Below are 16,858 nucleotides of genomic sequence, written 5' to 3' on the forward strand. Positions count from 1 at the left end.
TACAATGCCAACGTTTACAGGCGAGCAAGCAACACAATACGATAGCCGCATAACCCGTTTAGTTCCTGGTTATGAATTATTACATCAGCTCACTAATGCGCAACTACAAGCAACGCTAAGCGACAATGCGCATATTTTAGTAATAGGGGCAGGCACAGGCAAAGAAGTACTTGCACTGGCTGCACTAAACCCTACATGGCAATTTACTGCGCAAGATACATCAGCCGATATGCTCGCTATCGCACAGCAGCAATTTGATGAGCAAGGCATAGCAAGCCGCGTCAATATTCACACCGGACCTGTTAATAAATTATCGGTTAAAGCCGATGCCGTTTTATGTTTATTAGTAATGCATTTTTTAGAAGATAACGGCGATAAAAAAGAGTTATTAAAAGCAATTAAAGGAAGCCTTAAAAAAGACGCAAACCTTTATATTGCAGATTTAATGCGCCCTGAAACTTCATTTGAGCGCGAAGCCCAGCTTACAACGTGCGCGCAATTGGGTTTAACCGAAACAGGTAAAACACAAACAGGGCATGACTTAGAAAATGAGTTTTACCCGCTTGATAGAATGCGCTTTAGCGAACTGCTAAACGAGTGCAAATTTGGCATTCCGAAGCTGTATTTTAAAGCCCTAGGTTTTAGCGGATATGTAATAAAATAGTTTTAAATTTAAGTAATATAGCCACATAAACACCGAGTATGCTTACTCGGTGTTTTATTTTATACATACATTTACAACTTCTCACAGCTGCATACAAAGCACATACATATTTTTTATGTTTTAAGATTTACTATTTCTATATCAACATAAGCAAATAGAGAATCAACATGAAAAAATCGTTAATTGCTGTTTTACTCCTCTCGGGTTGCGCATCACAAGGTGTTGACCGTAACGGTCAAAATCAAATAATTAAACGCTATTACGCCTCGGTAGAATCTATGCAACGTGTCACACTCTCATCAGAAGTGGGTACAGGCATAGCCGCAGGAGCTGGTTTTGGGTTTGTAGATAGCTTAGATGGCAATACAGAAGAAATGATAGGTGGGGCAATAATCGGCGGGTTAGTTGGAGGGTTATTTACCGCATTGTTTGAAGGCGGCAACGATGCATATCAGTATAATCTATACGCTACCAGCGAAGGTGAATTTACCGTAATTCAAAAACAAAAACTCGATCAAAACACTCAATGCGTAGTAGTAAATGCCGGTAAAAAAATTAAGCTTGAGCCAGTAGATAAACAATACTGCGAAAATAGTCCAAATGTGTACAAAAAAGCTGATGTTGCTCTATAGCAATATCAGCTTTTGTATTGTTGTAGGTCGGTTAAGCGAAGCGCCACCCGACGCACTAATATCCACGTTACTCAGATCATTACTGTGTCAGCAACCCTAACCAATCTCTTCAAGTGCTTTCATTGCGGCTTGTGCTTTATCTGTTTGTACAAAAATATGGTCGTGATAAAACGCAGCTACTACATTAGCGCTAATGCCATGCTCAGTTAGCTTTGCAGATACCGCAGCTGTTAGCCCAACGGCCTCTAAGCTTGAATGTACGTTAAGGGTAATTAAATTATATTTACCCTCGTAAGTAATGCCTGCTTTATCGGCAGTTTCAGCTTTTAAAATAAGGGTTAGCCCTTCTTTTTCAACATAAGTAGCAAGTGGCTCTAAATGAATATAATCAGCCAATTTTCCTGCTAAGCAACAAAAAATATATTCGCCTTGCTTAAGCGCTGGCTGCATTGATTTTAATAATTCGTTTAACTCTAAAATTCCGGCCATGGTCGTTCCTTACAATGTGTTATTTTTTTAGCTGCGCGACTAGCTCGCTTAATCTCGCAATTTTTATATTACTTAGCTGCCTGTAATCAAAATATGGGCACACAATAATGTTGTTAGTTGTGTCTATTGCAAACTCGTCGTCAAGCCAATCAAATTGTGCATGCAACTTACCTTGTTGTAATAAGTTTTTAGCGTGCGTACGCCCAGCAATTATATGTAGCTGGTTTTTATTGCTAGTAGCTTTATCTGGGCAAGTAATAGTTGTGTCAGGCGCGCTAAATAGCAGGGCGGTTTTACTGTTTTTTTGCAGTAAATACTCATCGCGATATTGTTGCCAAGTAGGGGCTTGTTTGGCAAATGAGTAATGCTCGCTTGGCAGGGAAAATAGCACTTTTGCATACACGTTAAACACTTTGCGCCAACCATTACCACAGTGCTGGTTTATGGTATTTATTTGCTCATTTATAACCGGTTCTAGGCATTCGAGTGTTTCAAAAAACGGCATTGGCGGCGCTTTTTCTACGTATACCGCCACGCTAAATTGCGTATCACCTAAGCCAACTAATTGTGTGTTCAAACTAGTTAGCCTTGTTTTGCGCTAAAATACGGTCGAGGTTATTTGCAAAGTTTTGGCGATCGGTTTGGCTAAGTGGCGGCGGCCCACCACTCATTTCTACGCCACTTGAGCGCATGGTATCCATAAAGTCGCGCACGTTAAGTATTGAGCGGATATTCTCGGTGGTATAAAGCTCGCCACGTGGATTGAGCGCTTGCCCGCCGTTATCAATTACTTCACTTGCTAGCGGAATATCGCCTGTAATAACTAAATCACCTTTTTCAACACGTTTTACTATTTCGTCGTCGGCTACATCAAATCCCGACGATACTTGAACGCGGCTTATGTATTTTGACGGCGGAATACGCATTGCGTGATTGGCCACTAAAATAGTCTCGATTTTCATACGCTCTGCAGCTCTAAAAAGTATTTCTTTTATAACAACAGGACACGCGTCTGCATCTACCCAAATTTTCATGCTATGGTCATTTTTATTGCTTTAGAATTAATATGATCCTATAGCAAATTTTTTTAATCGGCTAGCAAACTTTATATCCATCTATATTTAGATAATACGTACGATTTATGTAATTAAAAAAGGAGCTTACATGAAGGCTATTAAATACGGTTTACTTATTACAGGGTTATTTTTTCTTAGTGCCTGCACCAGCCCTCCGGAGGGAATAACACCCGTTAAAAACTTTGATATACAAAAATATAAAGGCAAGTGGTTTGAAATAGCGCGTCTTAATCACTCATTCGAAGAAGGTATGGAGCAAGTTACCGCGACTTATTCAATTAACGACGACGGCACAGTAAAGGTCCTTAACAAAGGGTATTTAACGGATGATAAAAAATGGGATGACGCCGAAGGCTTAGCCAAGTTTGTAGAGGGCACAGACACAGGGCATTTTAAAGTCTCGTTTTTTGGTCCATTTTATGGCGCTTACGTGATTTTTGAACTTGACCAACCCGATTATCAATATGCATTTATAACCAGTTACAACAAAGATTACTTGTGGTTTTTGTCGCGTACACCAACGGTTAGCAAAGAGCTTAAAGAACACTTTTTAACTAAAGCTAAAGAGTTGGGCTTTGCTACCGATGAAATAATTTGGGTTGAGCAATAAACAATGTAAAGCCCCTTTACAGTAGTCATAAAAGAGTCATCTAACAGTAAAGTAACTTAAATATATTATGGTTATATTGTGTGTACTTGCCGTGAGACAGCAAGTATTGGAAACACTGAATATCCCCTATTGTTGGCAAGCTATATAGCTTGCCATTTTTTTGCCTAATATATGGGAAAGTAACGGATCACGTTTTTACTAACTAAGGCTAGTTTAATGCTAAAAACAACCCACTTAGTACAACTAACACGCTATTTAAAACACTAAACCACTTTACGTAGTCTACTAAAAAATTATAAAAAACCATTATAATTAAGACACTTAGGCTCATAAATCCGCAAAATAGTAATGCACCATATCCATCTTGAGTAACTAAACAAAGCACTAAGCTTAGTAAAATACTGATCCAAGCAGCTAATAACAGCTTTTTACGTTGGGATTCTGTAGGGCGTTTTTTAAATACGTCTTTAAAATGATTATACTTAGCCAGCGCAAAACAGTTAAAACTGAGCAGGCATAGGCTAAAACCGAGTAAATCAATCATGGTTTTTGCCTTTTAAGGTTATTAGATTGACTAGGGCTGATTGTTTTTGAGTTGCTTTTAGCAGTACGTAATTTTTCGGTTTGTATAAAAAACAATATACTAAATAACAAAAACAGTGCATCAAAAGTAAATAAAGCCCACTGTTTGTGCATCAAATAGCTAACTATATTACCGTTAGTTGTAAGTGCATTAATAACCGGTACGCTTAAACATGCAACAGCATTTATAGCTGCCATAACTCGCCATTGCAGTGTGTCGCGCTTTATAAGTGCTAAAAGAGCAACCGCTAGCCATGTTAAAAAGAACGCGAGTATTTCTTTATCGGCGCGCTCTGCGGTAGTTGGGCTAAGTAGTCTGTTAGCAATAAAAAATGCACACGTTGCCAGTGGAAGTCCCATAATAGTGGCTAGGTTTAACCCTTCAACTAGTTTTAAACCAAACGAAGGCTTAACGTTATTTTTAGTTCGCTCGCGAATTCGCTTAGCCCACATAATACAGCCAGAGCCAATCATTACACAGCCTGCAATACCGCCTAATACGTATAACCAGCGCAACAACCACGTAGCTAAACGCCCTGTATGCATAGAATTAAGCGATTCGTAAAGCGCTTTGCTGCTAGTTAGCTCGTCATCAGTTTTAGCGACCATTTGCCCTGTAGCACCACTAAATATTAAGCGTGGTGCTTGGTCACGTAGTGTTTTACCTGCGCTTACCAATACGGTAATTGTTGAAGCTGCCATATTTGGTTGGTTAACTTGTACGCGAGTAATATCTGCATGAGGCCACTTAGTATAAACCTGATCCAAAATACGTTGTATTGGCACCATTGGCAATTCGCCTTTGGCTTTATCGGTCATGGTGTTGCGAGGGGTTACATCGTTAAAAAAACCACGCATGCCGTTATCGTAAGTTACTTTTACAGGGTAGGGAAACAACATAAATATGAGCGTAATCATGCCAGTGTAGGTAATCATTAAATGAAAAGGCAGGGCAAGCACAGAGCTTAAGTTATGGGTATCTAACCACGTACGGCTACCTTTGTTACGCCTAAAGCTAAACATATCTTTAAAAATACGCTTATGAATAACCACGCCCGATATAATGGCAATCAGCATAAAAAAGCTAGCAAAGCATACAATCCAGCGTGCTGTTATTGCATCCATGTAATGTAAATCATAGTGCAACCGATAAAAAAAGTTACCACCTTTAGTATCTACAAAGGGCTCAAGCTCTTGCATGGTATTAGGGTTAAGCTGCGTGTTTTCAAACTTACTGCGGCGCTGGCCTGGTTCTTTTGGCTTTGCATAACCATAAATTAAATAAGGAATACGCGGCTCAGGTAATGTAATACGCCAGCTTGATGAGTTAGCTCCATGGTTAGCTAAGTAATCAAATCCGGTAATTATTTGTTGCTTTTGCGCTTCTATACGCTGTGTTTGAGCTTGCACATTATGTATGGCTGGTTGATTCCATAAGGTTATTTCGTCTCTAAAAAAGCTAAGAGTGCCAGCAAAAAATATTAAATATAATAACCAACAAACGAGTAACCCTACCCACGTATGTAGCCAGGTCATTGAGCGGAAAAAACTGTCTTTCATAGCCAACCCTTCAATACAGCTAATAAACAAATTTGCGCACTAGTCGTTAGTAAAATACTGATCCAAACTGTTTTTAATGATTTAATATAAAACGCATAAATAAAAACTAATGCATAAATTAGAATGCTTAATGATACACACAGCAGTACCGCATCTGATTTGGTCAGCGGTAATAAAAAACTCAGCAAAGCAGTGCTCGCAGCCGTAAAAGAATAGCCGCCAACAATGGCAATTAAAAAGCGTAAAAACACTGAAAAACGATAGCTAAAAATAGGTGATAGTTTAAAAAATTGCGATAACAACTCAATAACGCGTAGTTTAGTGGGCTGCGCACTCAGATGGTGTGCCTGCATAATGAATTAATCTCTTATAAATACAGCGGGTGAAAAAATAAAGCATTATTATATAGCCTACAAATACAAAAGATAGTTATTATCATTCGTGATATTTAAGTTTGTCCAACCAAAAAATTTATTACTCACCTGCTCTCTGATAAAGTAATTTTTTAACATATTGAACCATAATGATATTTAAACTCAACGCAGTTAGCGTTGGAAGTAACTGCTTGAGATAGATTTATTATCCAATAATTCAGGCTACTTAGTAAAATAGTGATCTCAAATAACATCAGTATATTTGATTAGCAACTAACTAAGGTTTAAGGTTGTTTATTACACTTTAATAAGAGCTTTAATAACGATGAGCGATCACGAAAAACTAAATTATGTCGAGTTCCCTGCTTATGATTTACCTGCTACTAAAACCTTTTTTAGCAATGTATTTAATTGGCAATTTACAGACTACGGCCCCGAATATACGGCGTTTAACGGCCAAGGGCTCGATGGTGGATTTTTTAACGCACCGCTTAAATCGTTAACTCAAAACGGGGCTGCACTCTTAGTTTTTTATAGTAATGATATCCACGATACCTATAAAAAAATAGAGCTGCATGGCGGCACAATATTAAAGCCCATTTTTGAATTTCCGGGTGGTTGTCGGTTTCACTTTGCAGAGCCCAGCGGCAATGAGTTTGCTGTATGGGCAGACAAACAATAGATTTTATAAGGCCTGTAGCCCGGAAGTAGTTAAAGATCACGATTTTACCAACTAACGTCCGTTTTAATTAAAATAAACCGATATTTTACCAACTCATTTGTTCTAAATGGCCATTTAGGATGAAAATTAAGCATTTAAGGCCAAATAAACATGAATAGTCACCAATTGATAGAGCAAGTTAGTAAATGCGTGATCTGTGAACCTCATTTACCTTTAGGGGCTCGCCCTGTTATACAATTTAACCAAAACGCACGCATTTTAATTGCAGGCCAAGCACCTGGAATAAAAGTTCATGAAACAGGCGTGCCATTTAACGATGCAAGCGGTAATCGCCTACGAGAATGGCTTGGGCTAACAAGAGATGAATTTTACGATGCCAATAATATAGCCATTTTACCTATGGGCTTTTGTTATCCTGGTAGGGGAAGTCGGGTGATTTACCACCTCGAAAAGAATGCGCACCTACATGGCGCGAGCAATTATTGACTGCCCTACCAAATATTGAGCTGACAATAGTGCTTGGTAAATACGCACAGGCATATCACTTACCGGACACTAAAAAATGCCACTCACGGAGTTAGTAAAATCGTGGCGTGAGTATTGGCCAAACTATTTAGTGCTTCCTCATCCCAGTCCGCGCAATAATATATGGCTTAAAAAAATCCATGGTTTGAACAAGATGTATTACCAGAGCTTGATAAACGCATTGCGACTATTTTAAATAAGTAACACTTCTAGCATTAGGATTTATTGTAAAGGGGCGTTATACCAATCCGCAATAATACTTAATCATTTTGCGGGGCTAAACGTGTCGCTACCTGTGTTAAAAAATTCTCATTTACGACTGCATGGATGCAGAAGGTAGAGCAATGCAGGAGCAATTGCCGAGAACAACTAAATAACGAATTTTTTGCCTAGCTATCAACACGTTTTTCCATCCTCAAAATAGATCACTTAATTAAGCGAATTGGTATACAGTTAACTTAAAAATTAACACTCTAATTAAAAACAATAACAAACGAGGTTACCTAATTTGAATGCATCTATATTAACTGAAGTAATACTTCCGCTCGCCCTTGCACTTATTATGTTTGGCATGGGACTTGGGCTCACTACAAACGACTTTACCCGGTTATTTAAAAGCCCACTCGCCATCGTTATGGGTTTAATTGGCCAACTTGTAGCAATGCCTTTATTGGCATTAGGCCTATGCTATTTACTTAACTTATCAACACCTATAGCCATTGGTTTAATGATATTAGCCGCTTGTCCCGGCGGCACCATGTCAAATGTAGTAAGCCAGCTCGCTAAAGCTAACTTAGCACTTTCGGTAAGCTTAACAGCCGCTTCCACCGCTATTAGTATAATAACCACACCGTTTATTATCGGCTTTGCTATGAGCCAGTTTGCGCCAGCAGATAACGCTAGTTTTTCTATTTTGACGACATCACTTGGGTTATTTTTTATTACCTTAGTGCCTGTTGCTGTAGGTATTTGGTTACGCCATTTTAAAAATGATTTTGCTATTAAAACAGAACCGTTTTTTAGACGCTTCTCATTGTTTTTTATGCTCATTATGATTGCCGCATTGGTAATAAAAGAGCGCGCTTTATTAGTTAGCTCATTTAACGATGTATTTTGGGCATGTATAGCACTGAATGTAGGCTCGATGATTGTAGGTTGGTTAATTGCTATGTGTTCAAAATTAAATTTAACCGATTCACTAACTCTTTCTATTGAGGTTGGGATTCAAAATGCATCACTGGCTATTTTAATTGCGATTAGTTTTTTAAATAAACCAGAATACGCAGTTACTGGCGGTATTTATGGCCTGGCAATGTTTATAGGGCCACTGCTGTTAATTGGCGGATTAAAGCTTAAAAATAAACGCACCATGTAGTTATAGCTAAAAAGCAGGGCTTATTATTGCTTGTGTAAGCTCTGTTTATTCTTAAGATTTACTTTACACGGACACATTTCACTCTCCACGCTTGGACCTGTTAACCTTTGCGGATTAAAGTTTGCTCTATCTAGGGATTATTTAATCACGAGACTCGGTAACTGCTCCTGCGTCCTGATGATATCCCTTACCACCATATAGGCAATAAAGAGTAAGTCGCCCCAAGGACGCCTCCAAAGAGCAGCCGCATATTTGCCATGTTTATACTAATCTGCCTATATAAGCAGATTAGTATAAACATGCCCTAGACATCTACAAATATAAATATAAATTCATTATTAGACTTTGCTGTAGACTTAAAACAAATCCACTTGAGAATGATTTTTAAGTGTCGTTATAAGCTGTACTTAACGCTTAAATATACTTTCTACTTGGCTGCGTAGCCATATTAATGCATCGTCTTTATCTGTATTTTGGTGCCAATATAAGTGCTGATAAATAGTAGGCATAGTGGTTGGTACTGGACGCGCAATTAAAGTTTCATCAAGTAGCTGACTTGCCACCATGGAGGGCAAAGTGAGTAAAAATGGTGAATTTTTTATTACCTCTTTTGCTGAAAAATACGTTTGACAACGTATAGCAACCTCACGATTTAAGCTTAACTGTAATAATGCTATATCCTCAATAACCGTACCCGTTGGTCTGTTAGATACAGCTACATGTTTGGCCGTTAAGTAATTATCTATATTTAATTGGTTTTTAAGTGAGTGATCTTTTTTCATTAATACACAAAAGTGATCGCTCGAAAGTACGGCATGGCTAATAGGTGATTTAATTGCTCTGGCTACATCTATTGCTATATCAATTTGATGATTAGCCAATTGTTTGTGCATATCATCACGGTTCAATTTTACGCTGGCAAGCGTTGCCTTTGGCGCGTGTTCAGCAAGTATTAGTTGTAGTTTAGGCAGTACTATTGGCTCAATAGCATCGTGCAGCGCTATTTTAAAAGTTTGAGCGGTAGTGGCTAAATCAAACTCACCACACGCTTGTAATACTTGGCGTAACTTTTCGAGTAAATCTATTAGCGCAGGCGCCATGCGTTGACACGCAGGTGTTGGCAGCATTAATTGCCCTTGGCGTTCAAATAAAGGATCGTTCAATACGCTGCGCAGGCGTTTAATCGCATGGCTTACCGCTGAAGGGGTTATATATAAAACCTTGGCTGTTTCGCTCATGTTTTTCTCAAAGTACAAACTCTCAAATATTTTAAGAAGATTTAAATCGAGCTGCTGAATATTTTTAGCTTCTATCATTCGAGTTTACGCCCTTTAACTTATGAATATAATTCACATTTGATTGGTAATATATTTCATTTAATTCATTGGATCGAATGTTTTATGCTGGATTTAGGTTTTAAATAAACAGAGCAACCGTATGAACTTTGAGCCAAGCCAAAAGAGCCAAGATTACTTAAATCGTGTTAAAGCATTTATGCAAGATCACGTACTCCCTGTTGAGCAAACAGTCGTTGCGCACAACCACGCAAAAAATAGCACAAACGATTGGACAAGCTGGCAATTAGCACCTCAGATTGATCTATTAAAAGCAAGAGCAAAACAAGCTGGGCTTTGGAATTTATTTTTACCCGATAGCACGTTAGCACAAGGTTTGAGTTGCCTTGAATATGCTCCCATTGCAGAGCAAATGGGGCATTGTTTATTTGCATCAGACGTTTTTAATTGCAACGCCCCCGACACCGGCAATATGGAAGTGCTATATCACTTTGCAAACGATGAGCAAAAACATCAATGGCTAACACCATTATTAAACGGTGAAATACGCTCTGTATTTGCCATGACCGAACCCGAGGTAGCTTCCTCAGATGCAACAAATATGCAAGCAACAATAGATGTTGATGGCGACGACCTAATTTTAAATGGTAAAAAGTGGTGGACTACAGGACTTGGCCACCCTAATGCGCAAGTGGCTATTTTTATGGGACTTTCCAATCCAGAAAACGATAAACACAGTCAGCACTCAATGGTATTGGTGCCGCTAAGTACGTCGGGTGTAAATATTAAACGTATGCTAAGTGCTTGTGGTGATTTTGACCCTCCATACGGCCACGGCGAAATGGAATTTAATAACGTACGCGTACCAAAAAAATCTTATTTTAGGCTTAGGTAAAGGCTTTGCTATTGCACAAGGACGTTTAGGGCCTGGGCGTATTCATCATTGTATGCGCGCTATTGGCGCAGCAGAGCGCTGTTTAGAAATGATGATTAAGCGAGGTATGTCGCGCAGTGCTTTTGGTAAGCAGCTTATAAAGCTCGGTGGTAACTTAGAGCGAGTAGCACAAGCGCGTATGGCAATCGATCAAGCTCGGCTACTTACTTTACATGCAGCATGGAAAATAGACACCGTTGGTGTTAAACACGCCATGACCGAAATATCGAGCATAAAAGTAGTGGTACCAAACATGTTGCAAATGGTGTCTGATATGGCTATGCAAATATTTGGGGGGCAGGGGTGTCGAGCGATTTCCCTATCGCATCGTTTAATGCAATGGGGCGTATTTTACGCCTTGCTGATGGCCCCGATGAAGTACATATGGGTATGGTTTCTCGCCTCGAAATAAACAAATACCGCTAAGGCTACCACATGAAAACAAGACTCATAATAACAGGTGGAGCAACAGGGCTTGGTAAAGCATTAGCACTAAGTTATGCAAATAACTTAGGCGCCAACTTACAAATTTGTATTGCCGATATAAACGCCGAGCGCGCAGCAGCGACAATTGCCGAGCTGCAAGCATTAAAAGCCGATGCGTTTTATTACGCCTGCGATATAACTAAGCAAGCTGATATAGAGAGCTTGCGCGATATAATACAAACCAAATGGCAAGGCGTAGATATCGTTATTAATAACGCCGGCGTTGCTACCGGCGGTTCACTTGAGGGCGAGACAATTGAGCAATGGCAGTGGATAATGGATATTAATCTGCTTTCGGTGGTGCGTGTTTGTAAAACCTTTTATCCCGTATTTAAACAACAAGGTAAAGGTTACTTTATTAACATTGCCTCACAGGCTGGTCTTACGCCTATTCCGTTTATGAGTAGTTACAATGCAGTAAAAGCTGCCGTGGTTAGCTTTAGCGAAACCTTAAAGCTTGAATTAGTTCACGACAACATTGATGTGAGCGTTGTGTGCCCCAGCTTTTTTAAAACCAACTTAAACGAATCAATGCGCACAAGCGAGCCTGCTATGCGAACTATGCTTAACCGTGCATTTGAACGCTCCCCAATTAATGCCCAGCAAGTGGCTGATATTATTTACACGCAATCACTCAAACGGCCATTTTTAATTTTGACCCATAAATTAGGTAAACAGGCGTTTTTCATGAAAAAGCTCTTACCTGTTGAGTGCTACATTAAAAATATGCTGAAAAAAACACGTTCTATGCAGCGCTTAAAATCAAAATAATAAAAGGCCAACGATGAACACACAATTATTAGATCAAGCCAAAAGCGTGCGCCAAGGCGAAGAGCTCGATATACAAAAAGTAAATGTCTGGCTTAAGCTGCACATGAGTAATTTAAGCGGTGAGCCAAGTGTTACGCAATATGCCGGTGGCGCGTCAAATTGGACCTACAGCCTTGACTACCCAGAGCAGTCGCTTATTTTACGCCGTGCCCCAAAAGGCACTAAAGCCAAAGGCGCTCACAATATGGGCCGCGAGTTTAAACTACAACAAGCACTAAAACCGGTTTACAGCTACGTGCCAACAATGAAAGTATTTTGCGAAGATAAGCGCATACTCGGCACCGACTTTTATGTAATGGAAAAGCTAACCGGCATTATTGCGCGTAGAAATTTCCCGCGCGAACTAACTACAACACCTGAGCGCACAAAACAACTTTGCGAAAATGTACTCGACTGCTTAGTAGAACTACACAAAGTTGATTACAAACACGCTAATTTAAGTCACTTAGGTAAAGGCGAAGGGTATACACAACGCCAAATTAGCGGTTGGAGTGAGCGCTTTATCAAAGCAAAAACATGGAATGTCCCCAGTGGTAAAAAAATCATTAAGTGGCTTCATAATAATATGCCTGCCACTGAGCATATTTGTATTACTCATAACGATTTTAGATTTGATAACGTTGTGCTTGATGTCAACGACTACACTAAAGTGCGGGGTATTTTAGATTGGGAACTCGCCACGCTTGGCGATCCATTAATGGATTTGGGTAACACACTCGCGTATTGGGTAGAGCCTGGGGATGACTTTTTAGCGCAAGCTACACGCCGACAACCAACACATTTAAAAGGCATGCTGACACGAAAAGAAGTTGTGGCTTATTACTGTAAAAAAATGAATATTACAGTCGACGATTTCACTTTTTACGAAGTGTATGGCTTGTTTAGATTAGCAGGCATAGTTCAGCAAATTTATTATCGTTATCATCATGGGCAAACAACAAATCCCGCATTTAAAAACTTTTGGGTATTTGTGCATTACCTTTTATGGCGCTGTAAAAAAGCCATTAACAATCAAGGAAACGCCTAATGTGTATTTTATATTTAGTACGCCATGGGCAGGCAAGCTTTGGCGCAGATGATTACGATAACCTTTCGGTAAAAGGGCAACAACAAGCTACATTAGTGGGCGAGTATTTAGCGCAAAAACAACTCATACCCGATGTAGTAATTACAGGCACTATGCAGCGCCACAATCAAACCGCAGAACTCAGTTTAGCTTCACTTAATAATACGTCCGCTGTAATTAATGATGCGCGCTTAAATGAGTACGACCACGAGCATATTTTAGCGGCTTCTAATCCTGAGCTTACCACTCCAAGCCAAGTACATGCCGTGCTTAGTAAGCAAGTCGATCCAATGGAGTATTTTAAAACAGTATTTATTAACGCCATAGAGCAGTGGATGCTTAATCCTGACAGCACGCTCTATAAAGAGTGCTTTAATGCTTTTTGTGCTCGAGTATTGGGTGCGCTTGAAAAAATAGCCAAAGAACATGATGGTAAAAAAGTCATTATTTATACGTCAGGCGGGCCTATTAGTATTATTACCAGTCATTTAATGGGATTAAAGCTTGAGCGCTTTATTGATATTAATTGGGGTTTAGTTAACGCAGGTGTTACTAAAGTTGTGGCGCGAGGCAGAGGATCAAGCCGTAAATTAGGTATAAGCAGCTTAAACGAGCATCACTTTTTAGAGCAATACCCACAACAAAAATTAATTACCTATACCTAAGGAGCAAATATAATGCGCAAAAATATACTAATAACAGGTGCAAGTTCCGGCTTAGGAAAAGGCATGGCACAAGAGTTTGCTAAAAAAGGCTGTAACCTTGCTCTATGCGCTCGCCGATATGAATTATTAGAGCTGTTAAAAGCCGAACTTGAGCAAGTAAATCCTAACATTACCGTCAGCATCAAAGTGCTTGATGTAAACAACCACGAGCAAGTGTTTTGCGTGTTTAAAGCCTTTAATGAAGAGTTTAACGGGCTTGACCGCATCATTATAAATGCAGGAATGGGCAAGGGCGCATCTATTGGTACAGGCTATTTTACTGCCAATAAACAAACCGCTGAGACCAACTTTGTAGCAGCACTGGCGCAGGCCGAAGCTGCAATGGAGATTTTTAGAGCGCAAAACCACGGGCACTTAGTGACTATTTCGTCAATTAGTGCAGTGCGTGGTTTTAGACGCGCTATGACGGTATATGCAGCGACCAAAGCTGCAATAACATCACTGAGCGAAGGCATTCGCATAGACGTAATAAATACACCAATAAAGGTAAGTTGTGTGCACCCCGGTTTTATTAGAAGTGAAATAAACGAAAAAGTAAAAACAGTGCCCTTTATTGTCGATACTGAAACAGGCTGTAGAGCACTTGTAACAGCTATAAATAAAGAAAAAGCCAACAGCTTTATACCAACGTGGCCATGGGCATTTTTACATTGGATTTTACGTATAGCCCCGCTGACTACACTTCGTAAAATGTCTTAAATAAACTCACGCCCCAAAATTGTTGTGGGCTTAAGTTTATCATTGCAAATAACCTAGCAATATATTAACAAAAAGAAATCCTCTTGCCTTATATCTGTAAAAAAACATACTTTTTTTGCTTTAAAAACAACCATAAATAAATTAACCAACTTTTATTGCTAATGATTTTTTCTTATTTGTTATCCTTAAAGTTGCATTTGTTAATAAAACATTTAAAAAATGCACTTCCTGTGTTTAAATTGGCGCCAATGGATTACGAGCTCTTAGAAAATGAGATTAAACAAGGACGTAATACAATAATAATTATTTAAACACGGAAAAATTATGAATAAAAAAATTTTTGCAGCAACCGCTTTACTCGCTATGACTTCGACTTCTTTACTTGCATCTAGCGAAACATTACAAGCAAGTGTAAATGGTTGGAGCGAACCAACTTTTTTAGAAAATAACAAAGTACATTTTGGTAAAATTCGTTTAGCTACAGGTTCTACTTGTACAATGGATAATGCTGGCGCAGTAACGGGCGATTGTGATGCTTCAGACTCAAACATTCAATTAGGTGGCGTAACTGTTTCAGGTTTGGCTCCAAATTCAGCAATGAACATCACTGTATCAGGCAGTACAAGTGCCAACCTTACTTTCGCTCCAGTAACGACTGCCACTGATGGTACTTCAACTGTAACAACGGCTGATACTGTTGCTTCTGCATTTACAACTGATGCAAGCGCAACTGATATCGTAATCGGTGTTTATGGTGATATGACAGTAGCTGCCGATCTTACTGCTGGCGCTGCTTATGAAGTAGACTACACTGTCGATGTATCTTTTCAGTAATATTATTTCTTATATTATTATAGCCCTAGGCTACTAATAATATAAATTGTGTGGAGCTTAATGCTCCACATTTTTGCTTTATCATGTTGTTGAGTTGTCTCATGAGTTTTAAATTTTTTCGCTGGGCAACGCTTTGCCTGACTCTTCTATTACCTCAAATTTGCAGTGCTAATCTTTCTCTATCTGAATATCGTTTATATTTTGATGGACGAACTAAAAATAATTCATTAATGATCAGAAATACATCTGATAAAAACCTCGACTTTAAACTTAGTATCACGCACAAAGACATGACCGAAGAAGGGTCACTAATAGATGCAACACCTAAGCAAGTAGAGGGTCGTTCTGCTGCTGGCATGTTACGCTTTTCTCCACGCCGTGGTTCTATAGCGCCAAAAGGCATGCAAGCTATAAGAATGACGGTACGAAAAAAGCAGAATTACCCGCAGGAGAATACAGAGCGGTACTTAAAATAGTTGCGTCAGAAGCACCAGCCCCTAATGCAGAAGGAATAACCATACGCCCTAAAATATCTTACAGCGTTCCGGTAATTGTGCGCCATGGGCAGTTAGAAGCTGATTCGCAACTAATCAACCCGCAACTAATTAGCCAAAATGGTCGACCAACCGTTACGTTTTGGCAAACGCTAACGGGAAATCGTTCGTTATATGGTAATTTTGAACTGCTAGACAGTAATAACTTATCTGTTGGGGAAGTAACAAACGTAGCCGTTTATACGCCTTTATCGCGTCGTAAAGTCTATATTTCGTTGCAACAGCCCGTTGTCGGTCCGCTTACACTTAAATACAAAGAAAATCCCCAATATGGTGGCAATATTGAGTTAGCAATACCCGTTAATATTCAATAACACGTGTTTAAGCTAAACGCATTGCGTTATGGCGCTTTAATTAGTTTGTTGCTCATTGTTATTGTGCCTCAAACATTAGTCGCTAATGAGCTAACGCCTCTTCATCAATGGACTATTGATGAAGAGGCGTTCGTGATCGTAAATGTAAAAGTAAATGGCCGTTCAGTGGTATCCGACTTAGAAGCTTACTACACGCAATCAAATAAGCTGTTACTACCAATCAGTGTTCTTAAATCAACGATGGGGATTAACTTTAGTATTACCGAAGGGAGTTTAACTGCAACCGTTGATTCAACGAAGCTTGCACTAAGTACAACGTTATTGGCAGCTCAGTCGGTAACACCAACGGCATCTTTTTGGGCAAAAGACGATTACGATCATTACGTAGACTTATCCGTTATTAATACGCTTTTAGAAACCGACTCAACATTTGATTACTCACTCATGCAAGTCTCCTTTATGAGTAATTTATTAAGCACCACAAATGATAAAAAAACACGTCAATCACGCATAAGCAAGCTATTGCCCCACAATATGATCACTTTATAGAA

Annotated in this window: 20 protein-coding genes and 2 pseudogenes; 15 read left to right on the forward strand and 7 right to left on the reverse strand. The window is 39.3% G+C overall.

Going from position 1 to position 16,858, the window contains the following annotated elements; all coding sequences use genetic code 11:
* Positions 1–4: 4 nt before the first annotated feature.
* Complete coding sequence (locus P4S71_RS03495) at positions 5–664, forward strand: class I SAM-dependent methyltransferase (protein ID WP_337150095.1); 660 nt, start codon at positions 5–7, stop codon at positions 662–664.
* Positions 665–831: 167 nt separating this feature from the next.
* On the forward strand, positions 832–1,296 hold the full coding sequence (locus P4S71_RS03500; RefSeq protein ID WP_033028639.1) for a hypothetical protein: 465 nt from the start codon (positions 832–834) through the stop codon (positions 1,294–1,296).
* A gap of 96 nt (positions 1,297–1,392) precedes the next feature.
* On the opposite strand, the gene P4S71_RS03505 is transcribed toward P4S71_RS03500, so the two are convergent.
* The 3 genes from P4S71_RS03505 to P4S71_RS03515 are packed head-to-tail and all read right to left on the reverse strand — an operon-like array spanning position 1,393 to position 2,819.
* Positions 1,393–1,785 carry an ACT domain-containing protein gene (locus P4S71_RS03505; RefSeq protein WP_337150096.1) on the reverse strand — a complete coding sequence of 131 codons (393 nt, stop codon included), beginning with the start codon at positions 1,783–1,785 and terminating at the stop codon, positions 1,393–1,395.
* Between the two features lie 19 nt (positions 1,786–1,804).
* On the reverse strand, positions 1,805–2,362 hold the full coding sequence (locus P4S71_RS03510; RefSeq protein WP_337150097.1) for a DUF6942 family protein: 558 nt from the start codon (positions 2,360–2,362) through the stop codon (positions 1,805–1,807).
* Between the two features lies 1 nt (position 2,363).
* A complete protein-coding gene (locus tag P4S71_RS03515; RefSeq protein WP_002959175.1) occupies positions 2,364–2,819 on the reverse strand; it encodes a YaiI/YqxD family protein in 456 nt (151 codons plus the stop codon).
* A 130-nt stretch (positions 2,820–2,949) separates the two neighbouring features.
* Here P4S71_RS03515 and P4S71_RS03520 point away from each other — a divergent pair, with 130 nt between their 5' ends.
* Complete coding sequence (locus tag P4S71_RS03520) at positions 2,950–3,471, forward strand: lipocalin family protein (protein ID WP_007376693.1); 522 nt, start codon at positions 2,950–2,952, stop codon at positions 3,469–3,471.
* Between the two features lie 208 nt (positions 3,472–3,679).
* Here P4S71_RS03520 and P4S71_RS03525 read toward each other — a convergent pair whose 3' ends face one another.
* Genes P4S71_RS03525 through P4S71_RS03535 form a run of 3 tightly spaced genes read right to left on the reverse strand, consistent with a single transcriptional unit; the run spans position 3,680 to position 5,966 of the window.
* Positions 3,680–4,015 carry a DUF3325 domain-containing protein gene (locus P4S71_RS03525; protein WP_007376694.1) on the reverse strand — a complete coding sequence of 112 codons (336 nt, stop codon included), beginning with the start codon at positions 4,013–4,015 and terminating at the stop codon, positions 3,680–3,682.
* The gene (locus P4S71_RS03530) at positions 4,012–5,613 is read right to left on the reverse strand and encodes a PepSY-associated TM helix domain-containing protein (RefSeq protein ID WP_337150098.1); all 1,602 of its coding nucleotides are present in this window, start codon (positions 5,611–5,613) and stop codon (positions 4,012–4,014) included. Before P4S71_RS03530 ends, P4S71_RS03525 begins: the two co-directional genes overlap by 4 nt.
* The gene (locus tag P4S71_RS03535) at positions 5,610–5,966 is read right to left on the reverse strand and encodes a hypothetical protein (protein WP_337150099.1); all 357 of its coding nucleotides are present in this window, start codon (positions 5,964–5,966) and stop codon (positions 5,610–5,612) included. The genes P4S71_RS03530 and P4S71_RS03535 overlap by 4 nt, the downstream gene beginning before the upstream one ends.
* Positions 5,967–6,312: 346 nt before the next feature.
* On the opposite strand from P4S71_RS03535, the gene P4S71_RS03540 reads away from it, so the two are divergent.
* From P4S71_RS03540 to P4S71_RS03550, 3 genes and pseudogenes are all read left to right on the forward strand, one after another.
* Entirely contained in the window at positions 6,313–6,669 is a 357-nt protein-coding gene (locus tag P4S71_RS03540) for a VOC family protein (RefSeq protein WP_337150100.1), read from the forward strand.
* Positions 6,670–6,819: 150 nt separating this feature from the next.
* Positions 6,820–7,398 (forward strand): annotated as a pseudogene (locus P4S71_RS03545) (uracil-DNA glycosylase family protein).
* A 304-nt stretch (positions 7,399–7,702) separates the two neighbouring features.
* Positions 7,703–8,569: a bile acid:sodium symporter family protein gene (locus P4S71_RS03550; protein WP_007376699.1), complete on the forward strand. Its 867-nt coding sequence runs from the start codon at positions 7,703–7,705 to the stop codon at positions 8,567–8,569.
* 407 nt (positions 8,570–8,976) lie between these two features.
* Here P4S71_RS03550 and P4S71_RS03555 read toward each other — a convergent pair whose 3' ends face one another.
* On the reverse strand, positions 8,977–9,885 hold the full coding sequence (locus P4S71_RS03555; protein ID WP_337150101.1) for a LysR family transcriptional regulator: 909 nt from the start codon (positions 9,883–9,885) through the stop codon (positions 8,977–8,979).
* A gap of 121 nt (positions 9,886–10,006) precedes the next feature.
* Between P4S71_RS03555 and P4S71_RS03560 the strand changes: the two are divergent.
* The 9 genes and pseudogenes from P4S71_RS03560 (at position 10,007) to P4S71_RS03600 (ending at position 16,856) form a co-directional block, all read left to right on the forward strand.
* Positions 10,007–11,224, forward strand: a pseudogene (locus P4S71_RS03560) (acyl-CoA dehydrogenase family protein).
* A gap of 9 nt (positions 11,225–11,233) precedes the next feature.
* The gene (locus P4S71_RS03565; protein ID WP_337150102.1) at positions 11,234–12,055 is read left to right on the forward strand and encodes an SDR family oxidoreductase; all 822 of its coding nucleotides are present in this window, start codon (positions 11,234–11,236) and stop codon (positions 12,053–12,055) included.
* A 13-nt stretch (positions 12,056–12,068) separates the two neighbouring features.
* The gene (locus P4S71_RS03570; protein WP_033040831.1) at positions 12,069–13,142 is read left to right on the forward strand and encodes a phosphotransferase family protein; all 1,074 of its coding nucleotides are present in this window, start codon (positions 12,069–12,071) and stop codon (positions 13,140–13,142) included.
* Positions 13,142–13,846 carry a histidine phosphatase family protein gene (locus tag P4S71_RS03575; RefSeq protein WP_337150103.1) on the forward strand — a complete coding sequence of 235 codons (705 nt, stop codon included), beginning with the start codon at positions 13,142–13,144 and terminating at the stop codon, positions 13,844–13,846. The genes P4S71_RS03570 and P4S71_RS03575 overlap by 1 nt, the downstream gene beginning before the upstream one ends.
* 12 nt (positions 13,847–13,858) lie before the next feature.
* A complete protein-coding gene (locus tag P4S71_RS03580; RefSeq protein WP_007376705.1) occupies positions 13,859–14,605 on the forward strand; it encodes an SDR family oxidoreductase in 747 nt (248 codons plus the stop codon).
* A gap of 324 nt (positions 14,606–14,929) precedes the next feature.
* The gene (locus P4S71_RS03585) at positions 14,930–15,439 is read left to right on the forward strand and encodes a hypothetical protein (RefSeq protein ID WP_033028630.1); all 510 of its coding nucleotides are present in this window, start codon (positions 14,930–14,932) and stop codon (positions 15,437–15,439) included.
* Between the two features lie 101 nt (positions 15,440–15,540).
* Positions 15,541–15,915, forward strand: a complete 375-nt coding sequence (locus P4S71_RS03590; RefSeq protein ID WP_337121068.1) for a hypothetical protein — start codon at positions 15,541–15,543, stop codon at positions 15,913–15,915.
* 77 nt (positions 15,916–15,992) lie between these two features.
* Positions 15,993–16,307, forward strand: a complete 315-nt coding sequence (locus P4S71_RS03595) for a hypothetical protein (protein WP_337121067.1) — start codon at positions 15,993–15,995, stop codon at positions 16,305–16,307.
* A 3-nt stretch (positions 16,308–16,310) separates the two neighbouring features.
* On the forward strand, positions 16,311–16,856 hold the full coding sequence (locus P4S71_RS03600; RefSeq protein WP_337121066.1) for a hypothetical protein: 546 nt from the start codon (positions 16,311–16,313) through the stop codon (positions 16,854–16,856).
* Positions 16,857–16,858: the final 2 nt, after the last annotated feature.

It is taken from the genome of Pseudoalteromonas sp. B62, from assembly GCF_037162565.1.
In the GTDB taxonomy this organism is placed as follows: domain Bacteria; phylum Pseudomonadota; class Gammaproteobacteria; order Enterobacterales; family Alteromonadaceae; genus Pseudoalteromonas; species Pseudoalteromonas fuliginea.

Coding starts and splice junctions, on each gene's coding strand:
- P4S71_RS03565 (WP_337150102.1), top strand. CDS start 11,234: ATGAAAACAAGACTCATAATAACAGGTGGAGCAACAGGGCTTGGTAAA.
- P4S71_RS03590 (WP_337121068.1), top strand. CDS start 15,541: ATGAGTTTTAAATTTTTTCGCTGGGCAACGCTTTGCCTGACTCTTCTA.
- P4S71_RS03580 (WP_007376705.1), top strand. CDS start 13,859: ATGCGCAAAAATATACTAATAACAGGTGCAAGTTCCGGCTTAGGAAAA.
- P4S71_RS03515 (WP_002959175.1), bottom strand. CDS start 2,819: ATGAAAATTTGGGTAGATGCAGACGCGTGTCCTGTTGTTATAAAAGAA.
- P4S71_RS03525 (WP_007376694.1), bottom strand. CDS start 4,015: ATGATTGATTTACTCGGTTTTAGCCTATGCCTGCTCAGTTTTAACTGT.
- P4S71_RS03585 (WP_033028630.1), top strand. CDS start 14,930: ATGAATAAAAAAATTTTTGCAGCAACCGCTTTACTCGCTATGACTTCG.
- P4S71_RS03540 (WP_337150100.1), top strand. CDS start 6,313: ATGAGCGATCACGAAAAACTAAATTATGTCGAGTTCCCTGCTTATGAT.
- P4S71_RS03555 (WP_337150101.1), bottom strand. CDS start 9,885: ATGATAGAAGCTAAAAATATTCAGCAGCTCGATTTAAATCTTCTTAAA.
- P4S71_RS03575 (WP_337150103.1), top strand. CDS start 13,142: ATGTGTATTTTATATTTAGTACGCCATGGGCAGGCAAGCTTTGGCGCA.
- P4S71_RS03500 (WP_033028639.1), top strand. CDS start 832: ATGAAAAAATCGTTAATTGCTGTTTTACTCCTCTCGGGTTGCGCATCA.
- P4S71_RS03570 (WP_033040831.1), top strand. CDS start 12,069: ATGAACACACAATTATTAGATCAAGCCAAAAGCGTGCGCCAAGGCGAA.
- P4S71_RS03535 (WP_337150099.1), bottom strand. CDS start 5,966: ATGCAGGCACACCATCTGAGTGCGCAGCCCACTAAACTACGCGTTATT.
- P4S71_RS03505 (WP_337150096.1), bottom strand. CDS start 1,785: ATGGCCGGAATTTTAGAGTTAAACGAATTATTAAAATCAATGCAGCCA.
- P4S71_RS03495 (WP_337150095.1), top strand. CDS start 5: ATGCCAACGTTTACAGGCGAGCAAGCAACACAATACGATAGCCGCATA.
- P4S71_RS03530 (WP_337150098.1), bottom strand. CDS start 5,613: ATGAAAGACAGTTTTTTCCGCTCAATGACCTGGCTACATACGTGGGTA.
- P4S71_RS03520 (WP_007376693.1), top strand. CDS start 2,950: ATGAAGGCTATTAAATACGGTTTACTTATTACAGGGTTATTTTTTCTT.